The 24,903-nt window shown below is 72.7% G+C and carries 25 protein-coding genes; 18 read left to right on the top strand and 7 right to left on the bottom strand.

What is annotated here, in order from left to right:
- Positions 1-33: 33 nt before the first annotated feature.
- The 3 genes from LY05_RS07750 to pedF form a co-directional block, all read right to left on the bottom strand.
- Complete coding sequence (locus tag LY05_RS07750) at positions 34-849, bottom strand: quinoprotein dehydrogenase-associated SoxYZ-like carrier (RefSeq protein WP_148922733.1); 816 nt, start codon at positions 847-849, stop codon at positions 34-36.
- A 37-nt stretch (positions 850-886) separates the two neighbouring features.
- A complete protein-coding gene (locus LY05_RS07745; protein WP_249041893.1) occupies positions 887-1,819 on the bottom strand; it encodes a substrate-binding periplasmic protein in 933 nt (310 codons plus the stop codon).
- Between the two features lie 67 nt (positions 1,820-1,886).
- Entirely contained in the window at positions 1,887-2,573 is a 687-nt protein-coding gene (pedF, locus tag LY05_RS07740) for a cytochrome c-550 PedF (protein WP_072745631.1), read from the bottom strand.
- 345 nt (positions 2,574-2,918) lie between these two features.
- Between pedF and LY05_RS07735 the strand changes: the two genes are divergently transcribed.
- From LY05_RS07735 to LY05_RS07670, 13 genes are all read left to right on the top strand, one after another.
- Positions 2,919-4,142, top strand: coding sequence for an ABC transporter substrate-binding protein (locus tag LY05_RS07735; RefSeq protein ID WP_148922732.1), 1,224 nt, complete (start codon positions 2,919-2,921; stop codon positions 4,140-4,142).
- Between the two features lie 4 nt (positions 4,143-4,146).
- Complete coding sequence (locus LY05_RS07730) at positions 4,147-5,130, top strand: YVTN family beta-propeller repeat protein (protein ID WP_148922731.1); 984 nt, start codon at positions 4,147-4,149, stop codon at positions 5,128-5,130.
- A 236-nt stretch (positions 5,131-5,366) separates the two neighbouring features.
- The gene (locus tag LY05_RS07725; protein WP_148922730.1) at positions 5,367-5,795 is read left to right on the top strand and encodes an SRPBCC family protein; all 429 of its coding nucleotides are present in this window, start codon (positions 5,367-5,369) and stop codon (positions 5,793-5,795) included.
- An 11-nt stretch (positions 5,796-5,806) separates the two neighbouring features.
- Positions 5,807-6,565: an ABC transporter ATP-binding protein gene (locus LY05_RS07720; RefSeq protein ID WP_072745635.1), complete on the top strand. Its 759-nt coding sequence runs from the start codon at positions 5,807-5,809 to the stop codon at positions 6,563-6,565.
- The gene (locus LY05_RS07715; RefSeq protein WP_148922729.1) at positions 6,562-7,485 is read left to right on the top strand and encodes an ABC transporter permease; all 924 of its coding nucleotides are present in this window, start codon (positions 6,562-6,564) and stop codon (positions 7,483-7,485) included. Before LY05_RS07720 ends, LY05_RS07715 begins: the two co-directional genes overlap by 4 nt.
- Positions 7,486-7,576: 91 nt before the next feature.
- A complete protein-coding gene (locus tag LY05_RS15370) occupies positions 7,577-8,395 on the top strand; it encodes a hypothetical protein (protein ID WP_249041892.1) in 819 nt (272 codons plus the stop codon).
- Positions 8,392-9,054, top strand: coding sequence for a hypothetical protein (locus LY05_RS07700; protein WP_249041891.1), 663 nt, complete (start codon positions 8,392-8,394; stop codon positions 9,052-9,054). Before LY05_RS15370 ends, LY05_RS07700 begins: the two co-directional genes overlap by 4 nt.
- Positions 9,055-9,176: 122 nt before the next feature.
- Positions 9,177-10,280, top strand: coding sequence for a TRAP transporter substrate-binding protein DctP (gene dctP / locus LY05_RS07695; protein ID WP_072745636.1), 1,104 nt, complete (start codon positions 9,177-9,179; stop codon positions 10,278-10,280).
- Between the two features lie 82 nt (positions 10,281-10,362).
- A complete protein-coding gene (locus tag LY05_RS07690; RefSeq protein ID WP_148922728.1) occupies positions 10,363-11,685 on the top strand; it encodes a TRAP transporter small permease subunit in 1,323 nt (440 codons plus the stop codon).
- Between the two features lie 3 nt (positions 11,686-11,688).
- Positions 11,689-13,044 (top strand): TRAP transporter large permease, encoded by a 1,356-nt coding sequence (locus tag LY05_RS07685; protein WP_072745638.1) that lies wholly within the window; start codon positions 11,689-11,691, stop codon positions 13,042-13,044.
- 93 nt (positions 13,045-13,137) lie between these two features.
- Entirely contained in the window at positions 13,138-13,899 is a 762-nt protein-coding gene (locus tag LY05_RS07680; RefSeq protein ID WP_072745639.1) for a DeoR/GlpR family DNA-binding transcription regulator, read from the top strand.
- Between the two features lie 31 nt (positions 13,900-13,930).
- A complete protein-coding gene (locus LY05_RS07675) occupies positions 13,931-15,292 on the top strand; it encodes an FAD-dependent oxidoreductase (protein WP_148922727.1) in 1,362 nt (453 codons plus the stop codon).
- Positions 15,293-15,309: 17 nt separating this feature from the next.
- Complete coding sequence (locus tag LY05_RS07670; protein WP_148922818.1) at positions 15,310-15,612, top strand: YnfA family protein; 303 nt, start codon at positions 15,310-15,312, stop codon at positions 15,610-15,612.
- A gap of 282 nt (positions 15,613-15,894) precedes the next feature.
- Here the strand turns inward: LY05_RS07670 and LY05_RS07665 are convergent, their stop codons facing one another.
- The 3 genes from LY05_RS07665 to rpmE all read right to left on the bottom strand — a co-directional run bounded on the left by LY05_RS07665 (position 15,895) and on the right by rpmE (position 18,396).
- Positions 15,895-17,208 (bottom strand): UDP-glucose dehydrogenase family protein, encoded by a 1,314-nt coding sequence (locus LY05_RS07665; protein ID WP_148922726.1) that lies wholly within the window; start codon positions 17,206-17,208, stop codon positions 15,895-15,897.
- Positions 17,209-17,281: 73 nt separating this feature from the next.
- Positions 17,282-18,088: a division plane positioning ATPase MipZ gene (locus LY05_RS07660; protein ID WP_148922725.1), complete on the bottom strand. Its 807-nt coding sequence runs from the start codon at positions 18,086-18,088 to the stop codon at positions 17,282-17,284.
- 86 nt (positions 18,089-18,174) lie between these two features.
- Positions 18,175-18,396 carry a 50S ribosomal protein L31 gene (gene rpmE, locus LY05_RS07655; RefSeq protein ID WP_072745644.1) on the bottom strand — a complete coding sequence of 74 codons (222 nt, stop codon included), beginning with the start codon at positions 18,394-18,396 and terminating at the stop codon, positions 18,175-18,177.
- A 215-nt stretch (positions 18,397-18,611) separates the two neighbouring features.
- Between rpmE and LY05_RS07650 the strand changes: the two genes are divergently transcribed.
- Positions 18,612-19,820, top strand: a complete 1,209-nt coding sequence (locus LY05_RS07650) for an MFS transporter (RefSeq protein WP_148922724.1) — start codon at positions 18,612-18,614, stop codon at positions 19,818-19,820.
- A gap of 142 nt (positions 19,821-19,962) precedes the next feature.
- On the opposite strand, the gene LY05_RS07645 is transcribed toward LY05_RS07650, so the two are convergent.
- On the bottom strand, positions 19,963-20,979 hold the full coding sequence (locus LY05_RS07645; RefSeq protein ID WP_148922723.1) for a ribose-phosphate pyrophosphokinase: 1,017 nt from the start codon (positions 20,977-20,979) through the stop codon (positions 19,963-19,965).
- Between the two features lie 236 nt (positions 20,980-21,215).
- Between LY05_RS07645 and LY05_RS07640 the strand changes: the two genes are divergently transcribed.
- The 4 genes from LY05_RS07640 (at position 21,216) to rsmD (ending at position 24,644) form a co-directional block, all read left to right on the top strand.
- On the top strand, positions 21,216-21,851 hold the full coding sequence (locus LY05_RS07640; RefSeq protein ID WP_148922722.1) for a 2-hydroxychromene-2-carboxylate isomerase: 636 nt from the start codon (positions 21,216-21,218) through the stop codon (positions 21,849-21,851).
- On the top strand, positions 21,848-22,747 hold the full coding sequence (locus tag LY05_RS07635) for an alpha/beta fold hydrolase (protein WP_170258890.1): 900 nt from the start codon (positions 21,848-21,850) through the stop codon (positions 22,745-22,747). The genes LY05_RS07640 and LY05_RS07635 overlap by 4 nt, the downstream gene beginning before the upstream one ends.
- A gap of 94 nt (positions 22,748-22,841) precedes the next feature.
- Positions 22,842-24,065, top strand: coding sequence for an aminotransferase class V-fold PLP-dependent enzyme (locus tag LY05_RS07630; protein ID WP_148922721.1), 1,224 nt, complete (start codon positions 22,842-22,844; stop codon positions 24,063-24,065).
- 3 nt (positions 24,066-24,068) lie between these two features.
- Positions 24,069-24,644, top strand: a complete 576-nt coding sequence (gene rsmD, locus LY05_RS07625; protein ID WP_148922720.1) for a 16S rRNA (guanine(966)-N(2))-methyltransferase RsmD — start codon at positions 24,069-24,071, stop codon at positions 24,642-24,644.
- Positions 24,645-24,903 lie beyond the last annotated feature (259 nt).

Below are 24,903 nucleotides of genomic sequence, written 5' to 3'. Positions count from 1 at the left end.
CGCGGCGCGGCGCGCACCGGGGGCGGCGCGGGCTCATTGGCCCACCGCCGCGCGCAGCTCGGCGCGGATCTCGTTGCCGTTGTTGTCGCGCCCTTCCAGCAGCGCGGCCTCGCGGATCGCGCCCGGGGGCCAGAACAGGGTGAATGCGGGGTCTTCCTCGACCGGCTCGTGCAGCTCGATGCGCGCGGGCGCGGCGCCGCCGTCGGGGGCGACGGTCAGGGTCTCGATGAAAAAGGCGGGGATGCCGTCCGCAAGGCCCGTGTCCATGGGATGGTCGACGACGAAGCGCACGCGTCCGCTGTCGGGCCAGACGCGCCCGCGCACCTGGCCCAGCCGGTCGGCCCAGTCGTCGGTGGCGTAGGCGGCGGCGGGCGCGGTGCAGCCCCCGCCGGCGGCGTCCACATAGGCGCCGCCCACATGCCATGCGCCGTCGGAGGTGCGGGCGGCCGCGCGCACGGGCGTGGCCTGGTCGATCTTGAAGCGCAGGGCGATGCGCGGCTCGGCCCCGCCGGGGCGGTAGGTGAGGATGTGCGGGATCGGGCCGTAATCGACGCTGACCACAATCATCTCGACATCGCCCAGCGCGCGCGCGTCGACCAGCACGGGAACGTGAAAGCTGTCCTCGGCCGAGGCGGGGGCCAGCACGCGCACGCGATCGTCGAAGGCGATGCGGTCGGGGTCGCCCAGCAGCATCACCTGGTGGTAGTCCCACATGCCGCTGGCGAAGGGATCGTCCAGCTTGACGCGGGGCGCGTCGAGCGCGCGCGCGGGCGCGGCGGCCGACAGCGCGGCCAGCGCGGCCAGCGCGGCCAGCGCGGCGGGGGCGCGGGTGCGGGGTGCGGGCGTCATGGCGTCTCTCCTTCTCCGGCTCGGGTCCGGGGGCACGTCACCAGACCGGCGGCGCGTAGGTCAGGCCGCGCCGCGCGAAGATGGCGGCGACGCGCCCGTCCTCGACCGCGGCGCGCACGGCGTCGTTCACGGCGTAGCCCAGCGCGCGGTAGGTGTGGCGCACCGCGACCCCCAGCGGCCAGGAGGGGCGCGCCAGCCCCGGCAGGGGCGGCGCGTGCACGGCCATGCCCTCGGTCAGCGCCGCCTCGAGCTGGCCGCGCGGCCCCATCACGGCGGGCACCTCGCCGGCGGCCATGGCGGCCATGGCGGCGGCCGTGCTGGGGTAGTGGCGCACGTTCTGTTGCAGGGCGCCGCGCGCCGCGCCCAGAAGGTAGAGGTCCGCGATCGAGTCGGTCTCGACCCCCACCTTTGCGTAGCGGAAATAGGCGGGGCTGGGGCGCTCGTCGGGCGCGAAGGCATCGCGGCGCCAGGCGATGGCCAGCGTCTCGGTCATGTAGAGCCCCGTGATCACGGCCAGATCGTTGCGCAGCGCGAATTCGCGGTCGTAGGGCACGTGCATCAGCACGTTGACCACCTTGCGCTCGATCACGTCGCCCTTCCAGACATGGTTGCGCAGGTCGTCGTCCACGGTCTCGTCGGCGCCGACGAGGCGAAAGCGCGGCTCGACGTCCAGCGCCCGGGCGATCAGGCGCCCGATCTCGACGTCCACGCCCTCGGCGCGGCCGTCCTGCTCGTAGGACCACGGGGGGAAGGCGTCATAGACGCCGATCTCGATCCAGCCGCGCTCGACGATCTGGTCGAGCGACTGCCCGACCACGTCGCGCCCGGCGTTCTGCGGCCTGTCGCGGCCCGCGGCCGGCGCGCCCAGCCCCGCGCCCAGCCCCGCGCCAAGCGCCGCCGCCGCGCCCAGCACGAAGCGCCGCCTTCCGTTCCGCGCGGCCATGCCGTTCCTCTTGCGCCCGTCGCTCATGCGCGCATTCTCCGTCCGCGGGGCGGGCCGGTCAATGGCGCCTTGGTCGCCCCGGCCCGCGCGCGCCTCAATGCGAGGCGGAAAGGCCGATGGTCAGCTGCTCGGCGGCCTTGTGCGCGCCCGCCGCCCCCTCGGCCAGGGCCAGCGCCGCCTCGCGCGCGGGCGAGTCGGCGTATTCGGCGCCCGACAGGGTGGGGATCTGCTCGGCGATGGCCTCGAGCTCGGCGCGCAGCTGCGCGGCGCGCGCGTCGTCCACGCCGGCGGCCAGCTCGTCGCGGATCTGCCTGAGGCGCTCGGCATGCGGCTCGAGCGCCTCGTTGTCGGGGCGCGTCTCGATATAGGTGCGGATCGCCCAGGCCGCCTTCTGGCCCAGCAGCTCGCCGAAGGCGGGCATCTTGGTGATGCCGTTCTGGGTGTAGCCGTGGCGGAAGCGCTCGACGAACCACTCGTCGCCGTCGAAATCAGCGCTCAGATAGCGCAGGTCCGGCGCCAGCCCGCCCGACACCGCGCCCAGCCCGTGGCAGCGCGCGCAGTTCTGGTTGAAGCCCGAGGCGCCGATGCGCACGGCCTCTTCCAGCACCTCGCGGCCCATCGAGCGGTAGGGGTTCTCGTCCAGCCACTCCTCGCCCAGATCGGGCAGCGAGCCCGTCTCGACGGGTTGCGGAGCGACGTCGCCATGACCATGCGCGGCGGTGGCGGCGGCGGCGAGGACGAGGGCGAGCGCGGCGCGGGCCGCGGGGCGGCGGTGTGGCAAGGCTGATCCTCCCTGGATCTGGACCGCGCGGCGGTGGGCCGGCGGGGTCGGTTTCCGTTGCGTTCATCTAGGGGCGCCGGCCATGGTTGCGCCATTGAACTTTGGTTGCGGCGCGGGCGCTGCGGCGCCGTTCTTTCGTCGTATCGCCCCCACGCGCGAAGGCGCGCAAGATGCTCCCACGCGCGAAGGTGCGCAAGGCGATGGCCGCGCGCGCAGGCGCGCAACATGATTGCCGCGCGCCGGCGCGCGCTTGAGGAAGCGGCGCGTCGCCTTGCGCGAAGCGGCGCCGCGGGCAAGGTGGACGAGGGGCGCGCGTGCGCCCCCGATGTCGAGGGCGGAGGAAGGATGACGAGCTGGATCGGGGCGAAGACGCGCGGGGCCGCCCGGTTGCTGCTGGGCGCCGCGCTGGCGCTGGGGGCGGCGCGCGCGCCGGCGGCGCAGGACGCCGAGGCGTTCGAGATCGTCTATCTGGAACGCGCGCCCGCGCCCAGGCCGGTCTTGTCGAATCTCGACCCGCGCCCCGCGGATCTGGGCCTCGCGGGGGCGCGGCTGGGGGTGGCCGACAACGCGGCGATGGGGCGCTTTCTGGGCCAGAGCTGGCGGCTGAGCGAATTCGTCGTCCCGCCCGAGGGCGACTTCGCCGCCGCCGCCCGCGCGGCGCTGGCGCGCGGCGCGCCGGTGATCGCGAATGCCCCGGCCGAGGATCTGCTCGCCCTCGCGGACATGCCCGAGGCGGCGGGCGCGCTGATCTTCAACGCCGCCGCGCGCGACGACGCGCTGCGCCGCGGGGCGTGCCGCGCCAACGTGCTGCACACGATCCCCAGCCGCGCCATGCTGGCCGACGCGCTGGCCCAGTTCCTGGTGCGCAAGCGCTGGACGCGCTGGTTCGTGATCGAGGGCCGCGGCGCGCAGGACCGCGCCTTCGCCGACGCCATGGCGCGCGCGGCGGCCAAGTTCGGCGCCCGCATCGTCGAGCGGCGCGAATGGCCGCTGGACGCGGACATCCGCCGCACCGCCTCGTCCGAGGCGCCGCTGCTGACCCAGGCGCCCGAGCACGACGTGCTGATCCTGGCCGACGAGGCCGACGACTGGGACCGCTACATCCCCTACAACACCTTCAGCCCGCGCCCGGTCGCCGGCACCGAGGGCATGGAGCCCGTCGCCTGGTCGCGCCCGGTCGAGGCCTGGGGCGCGGCGCAGCTGCAGTCGCGCTTTCGCGATCTGGCCGGGCGGGACATGACCTCGGAGGACTACGCCGCCTGGGCGGCGGCGCGCGCGGTGGGCGAGGCGGTCACGCGCCTGGCCGCGGGGCGCGATCCGCACGATCCGCGGGCGCTGCGCGCGCATCTTCTGTCGGGCGCCTTCGAGATGGGCGGCTTCAAGGGCCGCAAGCTCAGCTTCCGCGCGTGGAACGGCCAGCTGCGCCAGCCGATTCCGCTGACGCATCCGCGCGCGCTGGTCGCGCAGGCGCCGATCGAGGGGTTCCTGCACCGCGTCACCGAGCTCGACACGCTCGGCTACGACCAACCCGAGGCCGGCTGCGCGGCCTTCGAAGACAAGGGAGAATGACCTCATGAGCATCCGCGCACGGATTGCGCCGCTGCTTGTCGCCCTGGCGCCGCTGACGGCGCTTGCGCCCGCCGGCGCGCAAGGCGCCGAGATCTGGGTGACGAACGAGAAGGACGACGCGATCTCGGTCATCGACGTCGAGTCGCTGTCGGTCACGCGCACCGTCCCCGTGGGCGAGCGCCCGCGCGGCGTCACCTTCTCGCGCGACTACTCCAGGCTGTATGTCTGCGCCTCGGATTCCGACGCGGTGCAGGTCATCGACCCCGAGACGGGCGCCTTGCTGCACAACCTGCCCTCGGGCGAGGACCCCGAGCAGTTCATCCTGCACCCCGACGACCGGCGCCTTTACATCGCCAACGAGGACGACGCCGTGGCCACCGTCGTGGACACCGCCGCGCGCACGGTGCTGGCGCAGATCGACGTCGGGGTCGAGCCCGAGGGCATGGCGGTCAGCCCCGACGGCAAGGTGGTGATCGTTACCTCGGAAACCTCGTCCATGGCGCACTGGATCGACGCGGACACGCACCGGATCTTCGCCAACACGCTGGTCGATCAGCGCCCCCGCCACGCCGAGTTCACCCATGACGGCAAGCAGCTTTGGGTCTCGTCCGAGATCGGCGGCACGATCAGCGTGTTCGACGCCGCCACGCAGGAGCTTCTGGGCAAGATCGGGTTCGAGATCCGCGGCGTGAACCCCGACCTCATCCAGCCGGTGGGCTTCAAGATGACCTCGGACGATTCGCTGGCCTTCGTCGCGCTGGGCCCGGCGAACCACGTCGCGGTGGTGGACGTGCCGGGCCGCAAGGTGCTGGACTACATCCTGGTCGGGCGCCGCCCCTGGCACATGGCGATGACGCCCGACGACAGGCTGCTTTTCGTCACCAACGGCGTGTCGGGCGACGTGACGGTGATCGACGTCGCCGCGCGCGAGGCCGTCAAGACGATCAAGGTCGGCCGCTATCCCTGGGGCGCGGCCTGGCGGCCCTGAGCGGCGGGGCCGGCCCGCGCGGCGGCGGCTCCGGGGCCCCCGCGGCGGGCGGTTGCGATCGCGGCTTGCGCCCGCGTTGCGCGCTTGCGGCATCGTATCGCGGGCGCGGCGCGCCCCCCGGATCGCGGCGCCCCGATCGCGGCCCCGAAGCGCGCCATTGACCGCGGCGCGCGGGCGGTGGAACCTGACGGCGCGCGCCGCGGCGGACGCTGCGCGCCAGGCGAAAGGAGCAGGGCATGAGCGATCGCGAACCCCGGGACAGGGTCGAGCGCTGGGTTGATCTCGATGCGGACGCGCAGAGGGTGTGGGCCGCGGTGGGCGGCTTCGGCGCCATCGCCGACTGGCACCCGCTGGTCGAGAGCTGCGAGCTGGTCGAGCTGGACGGCGACCTGCACCGGCATCTGCGCCTGGCGGACGGGGCGCTGATGCTCGAGCGGCTGGTCGACCAGGGGCCTCATCATTACCGCTACGAGATCGTCGAGGGGCCGCTGCCGGTCGAGGACTACCTGTCCACCTTCACCGTCTTCGCCCGCGGCAAGGGCTGCCGGGTCTTCTGGTCGGCCAGCTTCGAGCCGGCGATTCCCGACGCCGAGGAGGCCGACCGCGTGGTCGCGGCCGTCTACGAGGCGGGTCTTGCGGCCATCAGGGACCGGTTCTCGGCGTGAGCGGGGCGCGCATGGGCGCGGGCGAGGGGGCTCTGGCCGCCGGGCTGGCCGGAGGGCTGAGCGTGCAGGGGGTCAGCTTCGCCTATGGCGCGCGCGAGGCGCTGCGCGACGTCGGCTTCTCGGTCGCGCCGGGGCGCTTTTGCGCGCTGCTGGGGCCGAACGGGGCGGGCAAGTCGACGCTCTTCGCGCTGCTCACGGGGCTGGCGACGCCGGCGCGCGGGCGCATCGTGGCGGCGGGGGCCGACCTTGGCCGCGCGCCGCGCGCGGCGCTGGCGCGCATGGGCGTGGTGTTCCAGCAGCCGGCCATCGATCTGGATCTGAGCGTGCGGCGCAACATGCGCTATTTCGCGGCGCTGCATGGCCTGTCGGGGCGCGAGGCCGACCGGCGCATCGACGCGGCGCTCGAACGGCTGGGCATGCGCGAGCGCGCGCATGAGAAGGCCCGCGCGCTCAATGGCGGGCACCGCCGGCGCATGGAGATCGCGCGCGCGCTGGTGCATGATCCGTCGCTGCTGCTGCTGGACGAGCCGACCGCGGGGCTCGACGCGCGCGCGCGCGCGGCGCTGGTGGCGCATGTGCACGACCTGGCCGAGGACGGGGTGTGCGTGCTGTGGGCCACGCATCTGACGGACGAGGTGCGCGCCTCGGACGACGTGGTGATCCTGCATCGCGGGCGCGTGGCGGCGGCGGGCCGCGCGGACGAGATCTGCGCCGGGCGTCCGCTGGCCGAGACCTTCGCCGCGCTGGCCCCGGCCGAGGAGGCGGCATGAGCGCCGGATCCGCGCCCAAATCCGCCCCCGAGTCCGCCCCCGAATCCGTGCCCGAATCCGCGCCCGGCCTGCGCGGCCCCGGCGCCCCGGGGGCGGGGGGCGCGCGCCCGGCGCCGCGCCTTGGCGCGCGGGCGCATCTGGCGGCGCTGCGCGCCATCGTCGCGCGCGAGGCGCTGCGCTTTCTGACCCAGCGCGCGCGCTTCTTCGCCGCGCTGGTGCGGCCGCTGGTGTGGCTGCTGGTGTTCGCGGCGGGGTTCCGCGCGGCGCTGGGACTGTCGATCACGCCGCCATATCAGACCTACGTCACCTACGAGGTCTACATCGTGCCGGGGCTTGCGGCGATGATCCAGCTGTTCAACGGCATGCAGTCGTCGCTGTCGCTGGTGCATGACCGCGAGACGGGGTCCATGCGGCTGCTGCTGACCAGCCCGCTGCCGCGCTGGTGGCTGCTGTCGTGCAAGCTGGCGGCGGGCTGCGCGGTGTCGCTGCTGCAGGTCTACGTCTTCCTGGCGGCGGCGGCGCTGTGGGGCGTGCGCGCGCCGCTCGAGGGCTATGCGTTGGCGCTGCCGGCGTTGATGCTGACGGGGCTGATGCTGGGGGCGATGGGGCTGGCGCTGTCCTCGACCATCACGCAGCTGGAGAATTTCGCGGGGGTGATGAACTTCGTCATCTTTCCCACCTTCTTCCTGTCCACGGCGCTTTATCCGCTGTGGAAGATGCAGGAAAGTTCGCCGCTGCTGGGGCGGATCTGCGAACTCAACCCCTTCACCCATGCGGTCGAGCTGGTGCGCTTCGCGCTCTATGGGCAGATGAACTGGGCGGCGGCGGGCTGGACGGCGCTGGCCCTGGCGGCGTTCTGGGCGCTGGCGATGGTCGGCTACGACCCGGCGCGCGGGCTGATGCGCCGCCGGGCGCGCTGAGGGCGGCGCGCGGCATCGTGATCGGGTTTGAGCGCGCGGGCGCGGCGCGATGTGGCAGCCTGACGGCGATCCAGCGCCAGGGAGCCGAACCATGCCCCGACATCTCCGCCTTGCCTTGACGATCGCCCTTGTCTCGCCCGTCGCCTTTCCCGGCGCCGCGCCGGCGCCGGGCGGGGCGGGCGGCCACGGGATGACGGGGCATGTTTCCGCGCCCTCGCGGGGTCAGGCCGGTCCCGCCGGGGCCGTCCATGACCAGGCGGCCCATGGCCATGCGGGCCAAGGCCGCGCCGCCGACGGACATGCCGCCCATGACCGCGCCGCCCAAGGCCAGCCCGCCCACCACGACCGCGCCGCCGACGGACATGCCGCCCATGACCACGCCGCCGACGGGCGCGAGGCCCACGACCGCGCCCACCACGACGACGCCGCCCACGGCCACGCCGCCCACGGCCACGCAGCCATTGGCGCCCATGCGGCGGCGTTCGCGCCGCCGCGCGCGCCGCGGGGCGGGCGGATGATCGAGGTCGCGGGCGAAGTCATCGACAGCTGGTGCTATCTTTCGGGCGTGATGGGCGGCCCCGAGGCGGTGACCGGCTCGGCGCATCACGCCTGCGCGCTGTGGTGCGCGGCGGGCGGCATTCCGGTCGCGCTGCTGGCCGATGACGGCGCCGTGCACATGGTGCTCAAATGGGAGGGCGACGACCATGTCGCGGGCGGCGAGATGATCATGGACGCGCAGTCGCGCCGGGTGCGCGCGCGGGGGCTGTCCTTCGCGCGCGACGGAGTGCGCTGGCTTCTGGTCGAGCGCGTGCTGGCCGATGAGGGCGTGGTGCGCCGCTCGCACGAGGAATACGGCGTCGTTCCGGCCTTCGCCATTCCCGAGCCCGCCGCGCAGGGAGAGGACCGATGAGCCCCGCCGCGCGCCGGGTGCGCGCGGCGCGGGCCTGGGCGGGTCAGGGGGCCGTGCGCCGCTGCGCCGCCCGCGCGCGGCGCGCGCTGGCCGCGGCGCTGGCGCTGAGCTGCGCGGCGGCGCAGGGCGCGGCGCAGGAGGGCCGATTCGCCGCCGGCTCGCAGGCCGCCTCATGGGGGCTGGCCGGCGAGGAGAAGGCGCGCTTCGAGGCCCGCGTGACCGACATATTGTGCGAGCTGACGGGCGATTGCCCGCCCGATTGCGGCGGCGGGCGGCGGCAGCTGGGCCTTGTGCGCACGGCCGACGGCGCGCTGATCGCGGCGGCCAAGAACGCGCAGCCGGTCTTTTCGGGCGCGGTCGCGGATCTTGCGCCCTATTGCGGGCAGGTGATCGAGGTGGACGGGCTGATGGTCGGCGCCGATCCGCGCGATCCGACGCGGGTCTTCATGGTGCAGCGCATCCGCGCGCCCGGCGCGGCCGAGTTCGCGCCCGCCAACCGCTTCACCCGCGCCTGGGATGAGGCCCATCCCGCTCTGGCCCGCCTGCCGGGGCCGTGGTTCCGCAAGGATCCGCGCATCCTCTCGCGGATCGCGCGCGACGGCTGGCTCGGGCTGGGCCCCGCGGCGGACGCCGACTTCCTCGCCCGCTGGTTCGAGTAGCCCGCCCTTCCGCCAGATGAAACTTTCGTTCGCGGGGTGAGCAATTCGGGCGAAAGCAAGGCATTATTTCCTTCCGGGCGTGCGCGCCGCGCCGCGTCCGCATGAACGTCAGGGAGGATGACATGATCGAGAACGGCAAGACCACCCGCCGCCGCGCGCTGGCCGCGCTGGCCGGGGCGGGGGCGGGCGCGCTGGCGGCGCCGGCCATCGCCACCGCCGCCGGCCAGACCACGACCTGGAAGGTGCAGACCTCGTGGCCCGGCGGCGTGGGGCTCAAGATCTTCAAGGACTGGTGCGCCACCATCGTCGAGAAGACCGGCGGCGAGCTGGCCTTCCAGCCCTTCGGCGCGAACGACGTGGTGGGCGACTTCCAGCTGTTCGACGCCGTCAAGAACGGGGTGCTCGACGCGGTCAACCCCTTCACCATCTATGCGCAGGGAATCATCCCCGCGGCCACGTTCCTGACCTCGTATCCGCTGGGGCTGCGCAACCCGCACGAGTTCGACGTGTTCTACTACGGCCTCGGCGGGCTCGACATCGCGCGCGAGCTTTACGCGGCGCAGGGCATGCACTTCGTCGGGCCGATCCATCACGGGCCGAACATCATTCACTCGAAGGTGCCGATCCGCTCGATCGACGACTTCCGCGGCCGCAAGATGCGTCTGCCCGGCGGCATGGTGGCCGAGGTGTTCAAGGAGATCGGCGCCGAGACCACGGTTCTGCCCGGCTCCGAGATCTTCCCCGCGCTCGAGAAGGGCACGATCGACGTCGCCGATTATGTCGGGCCGGCGGTCAACTACGCGCTCGGCTTCAGCCAGGTGACCAAATACATCTCGATGGGCCCGCCGGGATTCATGTCGCTCTACCAGCCGGTCGACCTCATGGACCTGACCGTGGGCATGCGCAGCTGGGAGGCGCTGAGCCCGCAGATGAAGCAGTTCGTCGAGATGGAGGTGCACGAGTATTCCGACCTGCACCACGCCGCCATCCAGAAGGCGGACCAGGACGCGTGGAAGAAGTTCGAGGCCGACGGCGTCGAGATCACGCGTCTGAGCCAGGACGACGTCGAGCTGATGACCGAGGTCGCCGTGCCGATCTGGTTCAAATACGCCAACCGCGACCGCGATTCGGCGCGGATCTTCAAGATCCAGCTCGACTACATGATGTCGGGCTCGCTGGGCTATGTGACGCCCGAGATGGTCAAGGGCCTCGAGCTCAAGCTCTGACCGCGTCGCGGCGGGCGCCCCGTGCGTCCGCCGCGCCTTCTTGCGCCGATCCACCGCCAACCCTTCAGGAAGGAGGGGCTTGATGCCCGCTCTGGATTTCACCCTGCCGCACTGGGCCTATCTGCTGGGGCTGATCCTGTTTCCGGCCGCGGCCATGGTCCTGGCCCGCCGCCCGCGTCCCAGGGCGCGGCGCCATTCGCTGTTCCTGGGCTACCTGATCCTCGTCCTTGGCGGGATCATGGGGCTGCACAGGCTGTATCTGAAGAACTTGTGGGGCCTGGCCTACGCGCCCTTCTTCATCTTCATCCTCTACGCCAACGGCATGGCGACGGATGCGCGTTCGGACTATTCCGACGCGGCCGACCTGGTCCGCCAGGCCGAGCGCGTCATCGCCCAGGAAGAGCCGCGCGTCGCCCAGGCGCGCGAAGAGCTGGACCGCCTGCGCGCCGCCGTCGCCGAGACCGAGGAGGACAGCTTCGCCCGCAAGCGCGCCGAGAAGAACCTTCAGCGCGCCCTCGACCGCATCGAGCGCGGCGAGGCGCGGCTGGAGCAGGCGCGCGCCGACCTTGTGACCGCCCGCCCGCGCGAGGCCGAGGCCGCCGAGCGGCGCGCCTTCTGGAACGCGGCGGCGGGCTGGGCGCTGCGCGCGATCCTGCTGTTCATGCTGATCGACGCCGTGCTGATGCCCTGGATGGTGCGCCGCGCCGACGCGGCCATCGTGCCGGACGCGCCGCTGAGCGAGGCCGAGCGCAAGCTGGCCGAGATCGAGGAGGCCGAGCGCCGCCGCGACGAGGACCACGTCTCGGACGGGTGGACGGGCTGGATCGACCGGCTGTCGCTCTATTCGGGCGAGTTCGTGGCCTACTGGGCGGTGATCGCGGTGGTGGTCTACTACTACGAGGTCATCTCGCGCTATGTGTTCAACTCGCCGACCAGCTGGGCGCACGAGTCCATGTATCTGATGTTCGGCATGCAGTATCTGATCTCGGGCGCCTATGCGATGCTGACCGACAGCCATGTGCGGGTCGACGTCTTCTACGCCCGCCTGCCCCCGCGCGGAAAGGCGTTGGTGGATCTGCTGACCTCGGTCTTCTTCTTCATCTTCGCGGGCACGCTGCTGGTCACCTCGTGGATCTTCGCGATGGACTCGATCGCCGTGTCCACGGGCAACGGCCTCGTGTCGCAATGGGCGCGCGGCGAGCTGGGCCTGGGAGAGATGCTGGCGCGCTTCGATCTGGGGCAGCTGACCGACCCGGCGATCCGCTGGGGCGAGATTTCGTTCAACGAGTGGGAGATTCCCCTTTGGCCGATGAAGTGGATGATGGTCGCGGGCGGCGCGCTGCTGCTGCTGCAGGGCGTGTCGAAATTCGCGCAGGATCTGCGCGTCCTGGTGCGGGGAGGCTGAGCCATGGGGCTTGAGATTTCGATCGAGTGGCTGACCCTGATCATGTTCGGCAGCCTTCTCGTGCTGCTGATGGCGGGTCTGCCGCTGGCCTTCGTCACCGGCGGGCTGGCCTGCGCCTTCCTTTTCATCCTGGGCGACGCGCGGGCGCTGAACATCGTGCCCAGCCGCATCTTCCCGCTGATGACGAACTACCAGCTGTCGGCGATTCCGCTCTTCATCTTCATGGCGGCGATGCTGGAGCGGGCGGGCATCATCAACGACATGTTCGACGTCATCTACAAGGTGCTGGGCGGGGTGAAGGGGGGGCTTGCCTCGGCCACCATCCTGGCCTCGACCATCCTTGCGGCGATGGTGGGCGTGATCGGCGCGGCGGTGGTGACCATGGGCATCATCGCCCTGCCGGCCATGCTGCGCCGGGGCTACGATCCCAAGATCGCCATGGGCTCGATCATGGCCGGCGGCACGCTGGGCATCCTGATCCCGCCCTCGATCCTGGCGATCATCTACGCGGTGGTGGCCGAGCAGTCGGTGGGCGAGCTGTTCATCGGCGCGGTCATCCCGGGTCTGATGCTGTCGGGGCTCTACATCCTCTACGTCACCGCGCGCTGCTACGCCAATCCGCGCCTGGGGCCGCCGATCCCGGTCGAAGAGCGCATTCCCCTGCGCGCCAAGATCCGCCTCATCGGAAAGATGTCGGCCCCCATCGCGCTGATCGTCATCGTGCTGGGCGTGATCTTCACCGGCGTCGCGACGCCGGTCGAGGCGGCGGGCATCGGCACCTTCGGCGCCTTCATCGTCGCCGCCATCCACCGCAAGCTGGACTGGCCGACGGTGCGCGAGGCCTGCCTGACCACGCTCAAGGCCTCGGCCATGGTCATCTGGATCATGTTCGGCGCCACGATCTTCGTCGGGCTCTACGTGCTCGAGGGCGGGCAGCAATTCGTGCAGAACGCCCTGGCGGCGACCGGGCTGGGCCCGTGGGGGGTGCTGCTGACCATGCAGGCGGTGCTCATCATCCTGGGCATGTTCCTGGACTGGGTGGGCATCCTGCTCTTGTGCGTGCCGATCTTCGTGCCCATCATCAAGGCGCTGGGGCCGGCGGCCTTCGGCATGGCCGATCCCGATGACCTGGTGCTGTGGTTCGGGGTGCTCTACCTGGTCAACATGCAGATGAGCTTCCTGTCGCCGCCCTTCGGCTACGCGCTGTTCTATCTGCGCGGCGTGGCCCCGGCCGAGATTCCGATGAGCGACATCTTCCGCTCGGCGCTGCCCTTCCTGTTCCTGCAGGCATGCGGGCTGGCGCTGTGCATGGTCTTCCCGAGCATCGTCATCTGGCTGCCAAGGCTGGTCTATGGCTGAGCCCGCGCGGCGCGCCCCGAGGCGGGCGCGCCGCATCCGCGCTTGCCCCGCGGAGCGCGCGGGCTATCATGCCCGCGCAGCACGGAGCGCCGCATGAGTTTCTCGATAAGGCAGAAGCGCATCCTCGAGATCGCGCACAAGGTCGGCCACGTCACCGTCGAGGGTCTGGCCGAGGAGTTCGACGTCTCGCCCCAGACCATCCGGCGCGACCTGAACGAGCTGTGCGAGCAGGCGGCGCTGATGCGCACCCATGGCGGGGCGGTGGTGGCCTCGGGGGTGGCGAACATCGGCTACGACCAGCGCCGCGTGCACATGCAGGCCGAGAAGGAGGCGCTGGCGGCGCTGTGCGCGGCCGACATCCCGGACGGCTGCTCGCTGTTCATCAACATCGGCACCACCACCGAGGCGGTGGCGCGCGCGCTGCTCAAGCATCGCGAGCTGATGGCCATCACCAACAACATGAACGTGGCCATGACCCTGGCCCGCAACCCCGATTGCGAGGTGGTGGTGGCCGGCGGCGTGCTGCGCCGCTCGGACAACGGGCTGGTGGGCGAGGCGACGACCGACTTCATCCGCCAGTTCAAGGTGGACATCGCCATCATCGGCGCCTCGGCGGTGGACATGGACGGCACGCTGCTGGACTTCGACTATCGCGAGGTGCGCGTGGCGCAGGCCATCATCCAGAACGCGCGGCGGGTGTTCCTGGTGGCGGACGGGTCGAAATTCGAGCGCTCGGCGCCCGTGCGCATCGCCTCGCTGACGGATCTGGACGCGCTTTACACCGACCGCCAGCCGCCCGCGCCCATCCGCCGACTGTGCGCCGAGCACGACATCGCCCTGCGCGTGCCCGCCTGAGCGCGCCCGCCGCCCGACCCAGCGAGGCCAGATGAAGACGATCCGCGAACCCGCGCGCGACATTCCCGTGATCCACGAGACCGACGTGCTGGTGGTCGGCTCGGGCCCCGGCGGGCTGGCGGCGGCGCTGGCCTCGGCGCGGGCGGGCGCGCACACCGCGCTGGTCGAGCGCTTCGGCTGCTTCGGCGGCAACCTGACCGCGGTCGGGGTCGAGGGTTTCGCCTGGTATCGGCACGAGCGCACGCAGGACAGCGAGGGCATCGGCCGCGAGTTCGAAGAGCGCGCCCGCGCCGCCGGCGCCGGCACGCCCGAGCCGCAGTCGCAAAGCTGGGCCATTGACGCCGAGGGCTTCAAGGTCGTCGCCGACCGCATGGTGCAGGAGGCGGGCGTGCATCCCATGCTGCACCGCGCCTTCGCCGCGCCGATCATGGAGGGCGACGCGATCGTGGGGATCGTGGTCGAGTCCAAGGCCGGGCGCGAGGCGATCCTGGCGCGCCGGGTGATCGACGCGACGGGCGATGCGGACGTGGCCCACCGCGCCGGCGCCCCCACGCGCAAGACCGCGCGCGAGCGCATGCAGGCGGCGTCGGTCATGTTCTCGATGACGGGGGTGGACAAGCGCGCCTTTCTCGAGGCCGTCAAGGCCGAGGCGCCCACCTACAAGGACTGGGAAAGCGGCGAGTGGACGGTCGAGACCGACGGCAAGGAGGATGCGATGTTCTCGCCCTTCCTGCGCAAGCCCTTCGAGAAGGCCATGGCCGAGGGGCTGATCGATCCGGGCCTTCAGACCATCGCCGGCACCTGGGGCGCGGCCTATGACACGGGCGACCTGACCTATCTGAACCTGGTTCACCTGGCCGGCTGCGACGGCACGGACCCCGACGACCTGACCCGGTTCGAGATGGAGGGGCGGCGCCAGGCGATGCTGGCGGTCGAGGCGCTGCGCCGCCATCAGCCCGGCTGCGAGCGCGCCCGGCTGCGCAATTTCGGCATGACCATCGGCATCCGCGACACGCGCAAGATCCTGGCCGTGCATGACATGACCGGCGCCGAGGTGCGCGGCCAGGCGCGCTTCGAGGATTCGATCGGCATCTTTCCCGAATTCATCGACGGCTACGGCATCCTGATCCTGCCGACGACGGGGCGCTATTTCCAGCTGCCCTACCGCACGCTGCTGCCGCGCCGGATCGAGAACCTGCTGGTCGCCGGCCGCGCCACCGGCGGCGACGAGGTCAGCCACGCGGCGACGCGCAACATGATGTGCTGCACCGTGACGGGGCAGGGGGCGGGCGTTGCCGCGGCGCTGTCGGCGCGCAGCGGCCGCAGCCTGCGCGAGCTGGACGTCGGCGCCCTTCAGGCCGAGCTGCGCCGGCAGGGGGTGCGGCTGTGCTAGCGACGCCCTTCGCGATCATGGCCGCGGCGGCGCTGCTCGAGATCGCGGGCTGCTACGCGGTGTGGGTGTGGTGGCGGCTGGGCGGCTCGGCGCTGTGGCTGGCGCCTGGGCTGGTTTCGCTTGCCGGCTTCGCGTGGCTCCTTGCGCTGGGGCCGGCGCAATTCGCGGGGCGGGCCTATGCGGCCTATGGCGGCGTCTATGTGACCGCTTCGCTGCTCTGGCTGTGGGCGGTCGAGGGGCAGCGGCCCGCGCCGGCCGATCTGGCGGGCGCGGCGCTGTGCCTGGCGGGCGCGGCGACGATCCTGGTCGCCGCCCGCTGAGCGCGCCGCCGCCGGCCGCTTGGGCGGGCGATGCCCTGGGCCGACCTCGCCGCGGGGGATGGCGTCGTCGTCCGCCGGCGCGCGGGGGCCGCGTCGTGCGGGCGGCGCAGCCGAGGGGCCGCCCGCTGAGCGCGCCGCCGGCCCAGCCCGCCGGCGATGCGGCCGGCCGCCCCTTGCTTGGGCGATGCCGCCGGGCGCCCCCGGCGCGGTCGCGTCGGCCCTGCGCCGCGCGCACCATGCCGCGGCCGGCCCGCCGAGGCGCCGCCGGGCCGTCGGCGCGGTTCAGCGCCCCACCGAGACGTAGCGCAGCCCCGCGCGCTCGGCTTCGGCCGGGTCGTAGACGTTGCGCAGATCGGCGAAGCCGTCGCCCTTCATCACGCCGCGCAGCCGCGCCAGGTCCAGCGCGCGGAACTGGTTCCACTCGGTGATCAGCACCGCCGCGTCGGCGTCGCGCGCGGCCTCGTAGGGGTCTTCGACCCATTCGACGCCGGGCAGCAGGGCCTCGCCCTCCTTGCGGCCGGCGGGATCGCAGACCGCCACGCGCGCGCCCTGGCCGATCAGCGCGGGCACGATGGTCAGCGCGGGGCTTTCGCGCATGTCGTCGGTGTTGGGCTTGAAGGTCACGCCGAAGACCGCGATCTTGCGCCCGTTCACCGAGCCGCCGCACAGATCGATCACCTTCTCGGCCATGCGGCGCTTGCGCGCGTCGTTGACCGCGATCACCGTCTCGACGATGCGCATGGGCGCGGCGTGCTCCTGCCCGGTGCGGGCCAGCGCCATGGTGTCCTTGGGAAAGCACGAGCCGCCATAGCCCGGCCCCGCATGCAGGAACTTGGGCCCGATGCGCCCGTCCAGCCCCATGCCCTTGGCGACCTCCTTCACATTGGCGCCGACCTTCTCGCACAGATCCGCGACCTCGTTGATGAAGGTGATCTTGGTGGCGAGAAAGGCGTTCGAGGCGTATTTGATCATCTCGGCCGACTCGAGCGAGGTGAACATCACCGGCGCCTCGCGCAGGCTCAGCGGGCGGTAGATCTCGCGCAGGATCTCGCGGGCGCGGTCGGTCTCGGCGCCGACCACCACGCGGTCGGGGCGCATGAAATCCTCGATCGCGGCGCCCTCGCGCAGGAATTCGGGGTTCGAGGCGACCTCGAAGCCGATCTTGCGGCCCGTCTCGTCAAGACGCGCGCGGATGGTCTGCGCGACCATGCGGTTCGTGCCCACCGGGACGGTGGACTTGGTCACCACCACCGTGCCGTCGTCCATCACGTCGGCCAGCTCGCGCGCGGCGGCGAAGACGTAGCTCAGATCCGCATGCCCGTCGCCGCGCCGGGTGGGCGTGCCCACGGCGATGAACACCGCCTGCGCGCCGGCCGCCGCCTCGGCCAGATCGCCGGTGAAGGACAGGCGCCCGGCCTCGACGTTGCGGCGCATCAGATCCTCGAGCCCGGGCTCGTAGATGGGCGTGCGGCCCGTGCGCAGCGTGTCGATCTTGGCCGGATCCTTGTCGACGCACACCACATCGTGCCCGAAATCCGAAAAGCAAACCCCCGAGACCAGACCGACATAGCCCGTCCCGATCATCGCGATGCGCATGCCCGCGCCTCCTTGTCCCGCAATTGCGTCGTCCAAATCCCGCGGCCCGGCCGCGCCGGCGGGGTTATCAGGTTCAGGCGGCTTTCTCCAGCCCCGGAAGGTTCAGCGCGCGCACCAGGTCGCGCACCTCCTGGCGGGCGGCGACGTGGCTGAGCGAGAAGGTGAAGCCCTGCTCCTTGAGGTCGAGCAGCGTCAGCCCGTTCAGGAACATCTCGCGAAAGATCACGCGCTCGGAAAAGCCGGGCACGATGCGAAAGCCGATGCGCCGCGAGAGCTCGGCCATGGCCTCGCCGACCTTGTGCTTGTTGCGCGCGTGCAGCGTCGAGACGCGGTTGCGCAGCACCACCCAGTCGGCGGGCCTGAGGCCGGCGCGCGCGCGCAGCTGGCGCGCCTTCCAGACCATTTCCGAATAGATCGACGGCCCCAGCACGCGCCCGCTTTCGGGATCGACCCGCGCCAGCAGGTCGAAGTCCACGAGGCTGTCGTTGATGGGGGTGATGAGCGTGTCCGCCGCCGCATGGGCCATCTGGCTGTAGAAGCTGTCCGAGCCGGGGCAGTCGATCATGATGAAGTCGCACTCGCGCTCGAGCTCGGCGATGGCCTCGGAGAACCGCGCCTCTTCCTCCTCCTGCGCGGCGATGCGGTCGCGCAGGTCGGAGGCGGCCAGCGCGATGCGCCGCGGCAGCGCCAGCTGCTGGCCCGTGCGGCGGGCGAAGGCCTCGCGGTTCTCGAGATAGCGGAAGAAGGTCCTCTGCCGCAGGTCCAGATCGAGCGCCCCGACCCGCATGCCCGCGCGCGCCAGAGCGACGAAGATGTGCATGGCGGTGGTGGACTTGCCCGAGCCGCCCTTCTCGTTGCCGGTCACGATGATGTGCGCCACGCGCCGACCTCATGTCACGAATGCGAAAGCGCGCCCCGAAGCGGAGCGCGCCTGCAAGCTAGCGAATCCCCGCGGCGGGGGGAAGATCAGAAGCCGAGGCCCTCGTACTTCTTCTTGAACTTCGACACCCGGCCGCCGGCGTCCATCAGGCGCTGCCCGCCGCCCGTCCAGGCGGGGTGCGAGCTGGGATCGATGTCGAGCGCCAGCACGTCGCCTTCCTTGCCATAGGTCGAGCGCATCTTGACGATGGTGCCGTCGGTCATCTTGACGTCGATGAAGTGATAGTCGGGGTGGATGTCTTTTTTCATGACGTTGCGACCGGCGCCCGCCGGCCTCCTCTGTTGCGTCGGGACTGACCGCCGCGCGCGCCCGCGGGCCGGTGACGACGTCGCCCCCCAGATCCGAAGTCCGGCCTTTAGCGCATAGGCGCGCGCGCCGCAAGAGGGGGCGCGCGCGGCGTTGGCGCCGGGTCGCGGGCGGCCTATCGTGCCGCCGGGTCGGGGCGGAGCGGAAGGGGTTGCGGATGAGCGGCGGATCGGCGGGGCGGCCCGCGCTGGGTTTCGTCTTCGCGGCGGTGATGATCGACGCGATGGGCATCGGGCTGGTCATGCCGGTGATGCCGGCGCTCTTGCGCGAGGTGACGGGGCTGGGCCTCGATGGCGCGGCGCGCTGGGGCGGGGCGCTGTCGCTGTGCTACGCGGCGATGCAGTTCCTTTGCGCGCCGCTTCTGGGGGCGTTGTCGGACCGGCGCGGGCGCCGGCCGGTGCTGCTGACCTCGCTGGCGGCGCTGGGGGCGGCCTATCTGGCCATGGCGGCGGCGGGGTCGATCTGGACTCTTCTGGCGGCGCGGCTGGCGGCGGGCGCCGCGGCGGCCACGCATTCGACCGCCTACGCCTATGTCGCCGACGTGACCGCGCCCGAGCGGCGGGCGGCGCGCTTCGGCCTTCTGGGCGCGGCCTTCGGGCTGGGCTTCGTGCTGGGGCCGGCGCTGGGCGGCGCGTTGGGCGAGCTTGGGCCGCGCGCGCCTTTCCTGGCCGCCGCGGCGCTCGCCTTCGCGGCGGCGGGGCTGGGCCTGGCGGCGGCGCCCGAATCGCTGCCGCCCGAGCGCCGGCGCCGCCGCCTGTCGCTGCGCGGGGCGCACCCGCTGCGCGCTCTTGCGCGCGCGGCGCGGATGCCGGGCATGGGGCCGATCCTGGGGGCGGTGCTGCTCTACGATCTGGCGATCTACGCCTATCCCTCGGTATGGAGCTTTCACGTCGCCGCCGCCTATGGCTGGAGCGCGGGGCAGGTGGGCATGTCGCTGGCCGCCTATGGGCTGGTGTCGGGCATGGCGCAGGCCTGGCTGATCCGCCCGGCGCTGGCGCGGCTGGGCGAAAGGCGCACGGCGCTGATGGGGCTGGGGGCCGATGCGCTGGGCGCGCTGGGGCTGGCGGCGGCGCTGGGCGGGTGGAGCGTCTATGCGCTGATGCCGCTTCTGGGCGCGGCGGCCATGGCCGGGCCGGCGATGACGGCGATGCTCAGCCGCCGCGCAAGCGAGGCCGCGCAGGGCGAGCTGCAAGGCGTGCTGGCGGCGCTGTCGGGCGCGGCGGCGATGATCAGCCCGCCCGTGATGACCTGGATCTTCGACCTGTTCGTCGGGTCCGGCGCGCCCTTCCAGGCGCCCGGCGCGCCCTTTGCGCTGGCCGCGGCGCTGGCGGCGGGGGCGGCGTTGCTGCTGGCCGCGCGCGCCTGAGGCGTCGCCCGCCCCCGGGCGCGAAAGAACATCGCCCGCCCCCGGGCGCGAAAGAACATCGCCCGCCCCCGGGCGCGAAGATCATCGCCCGCCCCCGGGCGCGAAGAGCATCGCCCGACCCGGCGCCGCCGGCGGCGCGCGCTCAGTCGAAGCGGTAGAAGGCCTCGTAGATCGGCTGCAGCGTGCGCTCGTCGAACAGCGAGGAGACCGAGGTGTCGTTGCCCACGTTCAGGATCGCCTGTGCGAAGAGCGGCGCCACCGACACCGCGCGGATGTTCGGCGCGGCCTTGGCTTCGGCCGGCAGCGGGATCGAGTCGGTGATGACGAGGCTTTCCATCGCCGAGTTCGACACCCGCTCGACCGCCGGACCCGACAGGACGCCGTGGGTGATGTAGGCGTGCACGGCCTCGGCGCCCTCGTCCTTGAGCAGCTGCGCCGCCTTGCACAGCGTGCCCGCCGTGTCGCAGATGTCGTCGACGATCAGGCAGATGCGGTCCTTGACCTCGCCGATGACGGTCATCTCCTCGACCACGCCGGGCTTCGAGCGCCGCTTGTCCACGATCGCCAGCCCCAGGCCCAGGCGCTTGGCCAGCTCGCGCGCGCGCGCCACGCCGCCGACGTCGGGCGAGACCACCGTCAGCTTCGACAGGTCGGGGAAGTGATGGCGGATGTCCAGCGCGAAGACCGGCGAGGCGTAGAGGTTGTCCACCGGGATGTCGAAGAAGCCCTGGATCTGGCCCGCATGCAGATCCATGGTCAGCACCCGGTCCACGCCGGCCTGGGTGATCAGATTGGCCACCAGCTTGGCCGAGATTGGCGTGCGCGCCGCCGTGCGTCGGTCCTGACGGGCGTAGCCGAAATAGGGAATCACCGCCGTGATGCGCTGGGCCGAGGATCGGCGCAGCGCGTCGGCCATGATCAGCAGCTCCATCAGGTTGTCGTTGGCCGGGTTGCAGGTCGACTGGATGATGAACACGTCCTCGCCGCGGACGTTGTCGTAGATCTCGACGAAGATCTCCTTGTCGTTGAAGCGCTCGACGCGCGCGTCGGCCAGCTCCATGGGCGCGCCGCGATAGACGGTCATGCGCCGGGCGATGGCGTTGGCCAGCGCCGGGTTCGAGTTGCCGGCGATCAGCTTCAGATTGATGTCCGCCTTCATCTTTCGTCGCCCCTTCCTGTCATGGCCGCGCCCGCCGCCGGTTACGGCGCCCGCGCGCGGGTTGCGCCGCCTGTTCGCGCCGCCTGCGCCCGCCGCCGGCTCCGGTTCCGGCGCCCGCGCGCGGGCTCGGCCGCCTGCGCCCGCGGCCGCGTGCGCCCCATACCATCGGGCGGGGGGGTTGCAAAGCCCGATGAACGGGGCATTCTGGCGCAAACGCCCGTAAGGAGATCGAACGAATGCCGCAGGACGCCCCCGATCCCGCCGCCGATTCCGCAGCCGAGTGCGTGATCGAGTATTTCTTCTCGCCCCTTTCGCCCTTTTGCTGCCTTGCGGGGCTGCGGCTGGAAGAGATCGCCGCGCGCCACCGCGTCAGGGTGCGCTACATTCCCTTCGACATCATGAAGGTGTTTGCCGCCGTCGGCGCCCAGCCGGTGGGCAAGCGCCATCCCTCGCGCCAGGAATACCGCCTGCAGGAACTGCGCCGCCTGGCGCGGCTGAGCGGCATTCCCCTGCGCCTGTCGCCGGCGCACTGGCCGACCGACCCCGCGCCCGCCTCGATCGCGCTGGTCGCGGCGCAGCGCGCCGGGGCGGGGGATGTGGGCCGGGCGGCGCATGCGCTCATGCGCGCCTGCTGGGTCGAGGAGCAGGACATCGCCCGCCCCGAGGTCATCGCCCGCGCGCTGGCCGAGGGCGGCATCGACGCCGGCGCGCTGAGCCCCGACGCGAGCGACCGGGCCGAATACGAGGCCAACGCCGATCTGGCGCTGGCGCGCGGGGTGTTCGGCGCGCCCTTCTACATCGTGGGCGACGACCGCTTCTGGGGCCAGGACCGGCTCGGGCATCTGGACCTGCACCTGTCGGGGCTGCTGTGAGCAAGGCGCGCGTCGAGCTCGACGGGCTGTCCTTCGCCCTGCGCCGCGCCGGCCCCGAGAAGGGGGGCCGCGCGCCGGTCCTGCTGGCGCATTGCTCGCTGGCCCATTCGGGGCTGTGGCGCCCGATCATGGATGCGCTGGCCGACGAGCGGCGCTGCGTTGCGCCCGATCTGCCCGGCCATGGCGCCTCGGCCGCCCCGCCCGAGGGCGTGACGCTGCCCGATCTGGGGCTGCGGCTGTGCATCCGCCTGCTCGAGGAGCTGACCGAGGGCGGCGCCCGCCCGGCGCATGCGGTCGGCCTGTCGCTGGGCGCGGCGATCCTGGGCATGGCGGCGCGCGAGCGGCCCGACCTTCTGGCCAGCGCAACGCTGATCGAGCCGGTCTATTTCCACCTGCTGCGCCCCGCCGGCCGCGAGGAGGAGGCGCGCGAGGAAGACGCGCTCATGGCCGAGGTCGAGGCGCTTTGGCGCGCGGGCCGCGGCGCCGAGGGGGTGAGCCGCTTCATGCAGGTCTGGGGCGCGCCCGGCGGGCTGGCGAGCCGGGGCGAAGAGGGCCTGGCCTATGCGCTGCGCTGCTACGGCCATCTTCGGCGCGATTGGGACCGGCAGCGCGCGGGCGGGGGGCTGATCTCGGCGCAGGACATCGCCGCGCTGCGCACGCCGCTTTTGCTGGTCGACGGCGCGCGCACGCCGCGCCCGGCGGCGGCGGTTCTTGATGTGATGCAGGCGCTGAACCCGGCGGCGCGGCGCGTGACCATCGCCGAGGCGGGGCATCTGAGCCCCGTCACCCATCCGGCCGAGACGCTTGCGGCGCTGCGCGCCTTCTGGGATGAGGTCGAGACCCCGGCCCCCGGCGCGGCGCCCCGCGACCCGGTCGGGGCCGGGCCGCTCGGCTGATCCGACCCGGCGCGGCGCGCCGCGCGCATCTGGCGCCGGGGGGCGCGATCGGCTATGCGGTCCCTCGATCCGACATCCGAACAGGAAGCCCGCCATGCCCGAGCTCGACCTGGACTTCGTCCGCGACCAGTTCCCCGCCTTCCGCGAGCCCTCGCTGCGCGGCTGGGCGTTCTTCGAGAACGCCGGCGGCTCCTACGCCTGCCGCCAGGTGATCGACCGGCTCGACCAGTTCTACCGCCGCACCAAGGTGCAGCCCTACGGGCCCTATCCGGCCTCGCGCATGGCGGGGGCGTGGATGGACGAGGCTTATGAGCGCATGGCCCAGTGGCTGTGCGTCGGCCCGGACGAGGTGCATTTCGGCCCCTCCAGCTCGCAGAACGTGCAGGTGCTGGCGAACGCCTTCCGCCAGATCTGGGCCGAGGGCGACGCGGTCATCGTCACCAACCAGGATCACGAGGCCAATTCCGGCCCCTGGCGGCGCCTGGCCGACGCCGGCATCGAGGTGCGCGAGTGGCGCGTGGACGAAGAGGGGCGGCTCGACCCGGCGCGGCTCGACGCGCTGCTGGACGACAAGGTGCGCCTCGTCGCCTTTCCCCACGCGTCGAACATCGTCGCGCAGATCAACCCGGCCGCCGAGATCTGCGCGCGCGTGCGCGCGGCGGGGGCCGTGTCGGTGGTCGACGGCGTGTCCTTCGCGCCGCACGGCCTGCCCGATGTCGAGGCGCTGGGGGCGGACGTCTACCTGTTCTCGGCCTACAAGACCTTCGGCCCCCATCAGGGCGTGATGACCGTGCGCCGCGAGCTGGCCGACCGCCTGCCCAATCAGGGCCACTTCTTCAACGCCGGCGACCTCCGCAAGAAGCTGGTTCCCGCCGGCCCCGACCATGCGCAGGTCGCCGCGCTCGAGGGCGTCGTCACCTACATGGAGGCGCTCGACGCGAAGCACTTCCCCTCCTCGGCGGCGGCGGACCGGCGCAACGCGCGCGTGCGCGCCCTGATCCGCGCCGCCGAGACGCGGCTTCTGGCGCCGCTCATGGCCTATCTCGAGGGGCGGGGCGACGCGCGGCTGCTGGGGCCGGCCGATCCGGCCGGGCGCGCCCCGACCCTGGCGCTGGACACCCGCCGCGACCCGCGCGAGGTCGCCGAGCGCCTGGCCGAAAGCCGCGTCATGGCCGGGGCGGGGCATTTCTACGCCTGGCGGCTGATCGAGGCGCTGGGGATCGACCCGCGCCGGGGCGTGCTGCGGCTCAGCTTCACGCATTACGCCTCGGACGAGGAGATCGACCAGCTGATCGCCGCGCTGGACCGGGCGCTCTGAGCCATGCGCGTGGTGGGCGGAGCGCTGCGCGGACGCCGCCTGGCGGCGCCGGGCGCGGCGGGGGGCGGCGCGGCGCATCTGCGCCCGACCGCCGACCGCGTGCGCGAGGCGCTGTTCAACATCCTGGCCCATGGCGTGCCCGACCAGCCGCCCCCGCCGCAGGGGCGGCGGGTGCTGGACCTGTTCGCGGGCACCGGCGCGCTGGGGGTCGAGGCGCTCAGCCGCGGCGCCGAGCGCGCGACCTTCGTCGACGACCTGCCCGCCGCCCGCGCCCTGATCCGTGAAAACGTCGAGAACCTGGGCCTGATCGGGCGCGCGCGCATCCTGCGCCGCGACGCGACCCGGCTGGGGCCGTGCCGCGAGCGGCCCTATGATCTCGTCTTCCTCGACCCGCCCTACGCGCAGGGCCTGGGCGAGCGGGCGCTGGGTTCGGCGCAAGAGGGCGGCTGGCTTGCGCCCGGCGCGCTGATCGTGTGGGAAGAGGCCGCCGAGGTCGAACCCGCCCTCCCTGCCTGGGCCGAGCTTGTGGACGCGCGGCGCATGGGGCCGGCCTCGCTGCGCATCCTGCGCGCGCGCTAGCGCGCCGCCCCGCTCCGCCGGGCGGGGCGGGCGCAGGGCAAGGGCGGGGCGGAGCTTGGCAGGCGACTCGTGCGAACGCGCCGGCCAGCCAAAGGCCCCTGGCGCGGAGTTCGGCGGATGACGCGCAAGAGAACGCGCGGGCCGGCCGCCGGTTCCGGGGCGCGGGGCGCAGCGCCTGGGGCGCGCGCGAGAAGGCGCGCCGGTCCGGGGCGCGGGCGCCCGCCGCGCCGGCCGGCCTCGGCGCCCATGCCCCAGGCGC

The sequence above is a fragment of the Oceanicella actignis genome, assembly GCF_008124525.1.
Taxonomy (GTDB): Bacteria; Pseudomonadota; Alphaproteobacteria; order Rhodobacterales; family Rhodobacteraceae; genus Oceanicella; species Oceanicella actignis.
This window is presented reverse-complemented; position numbering and strand designations above follow the sequence as displayed.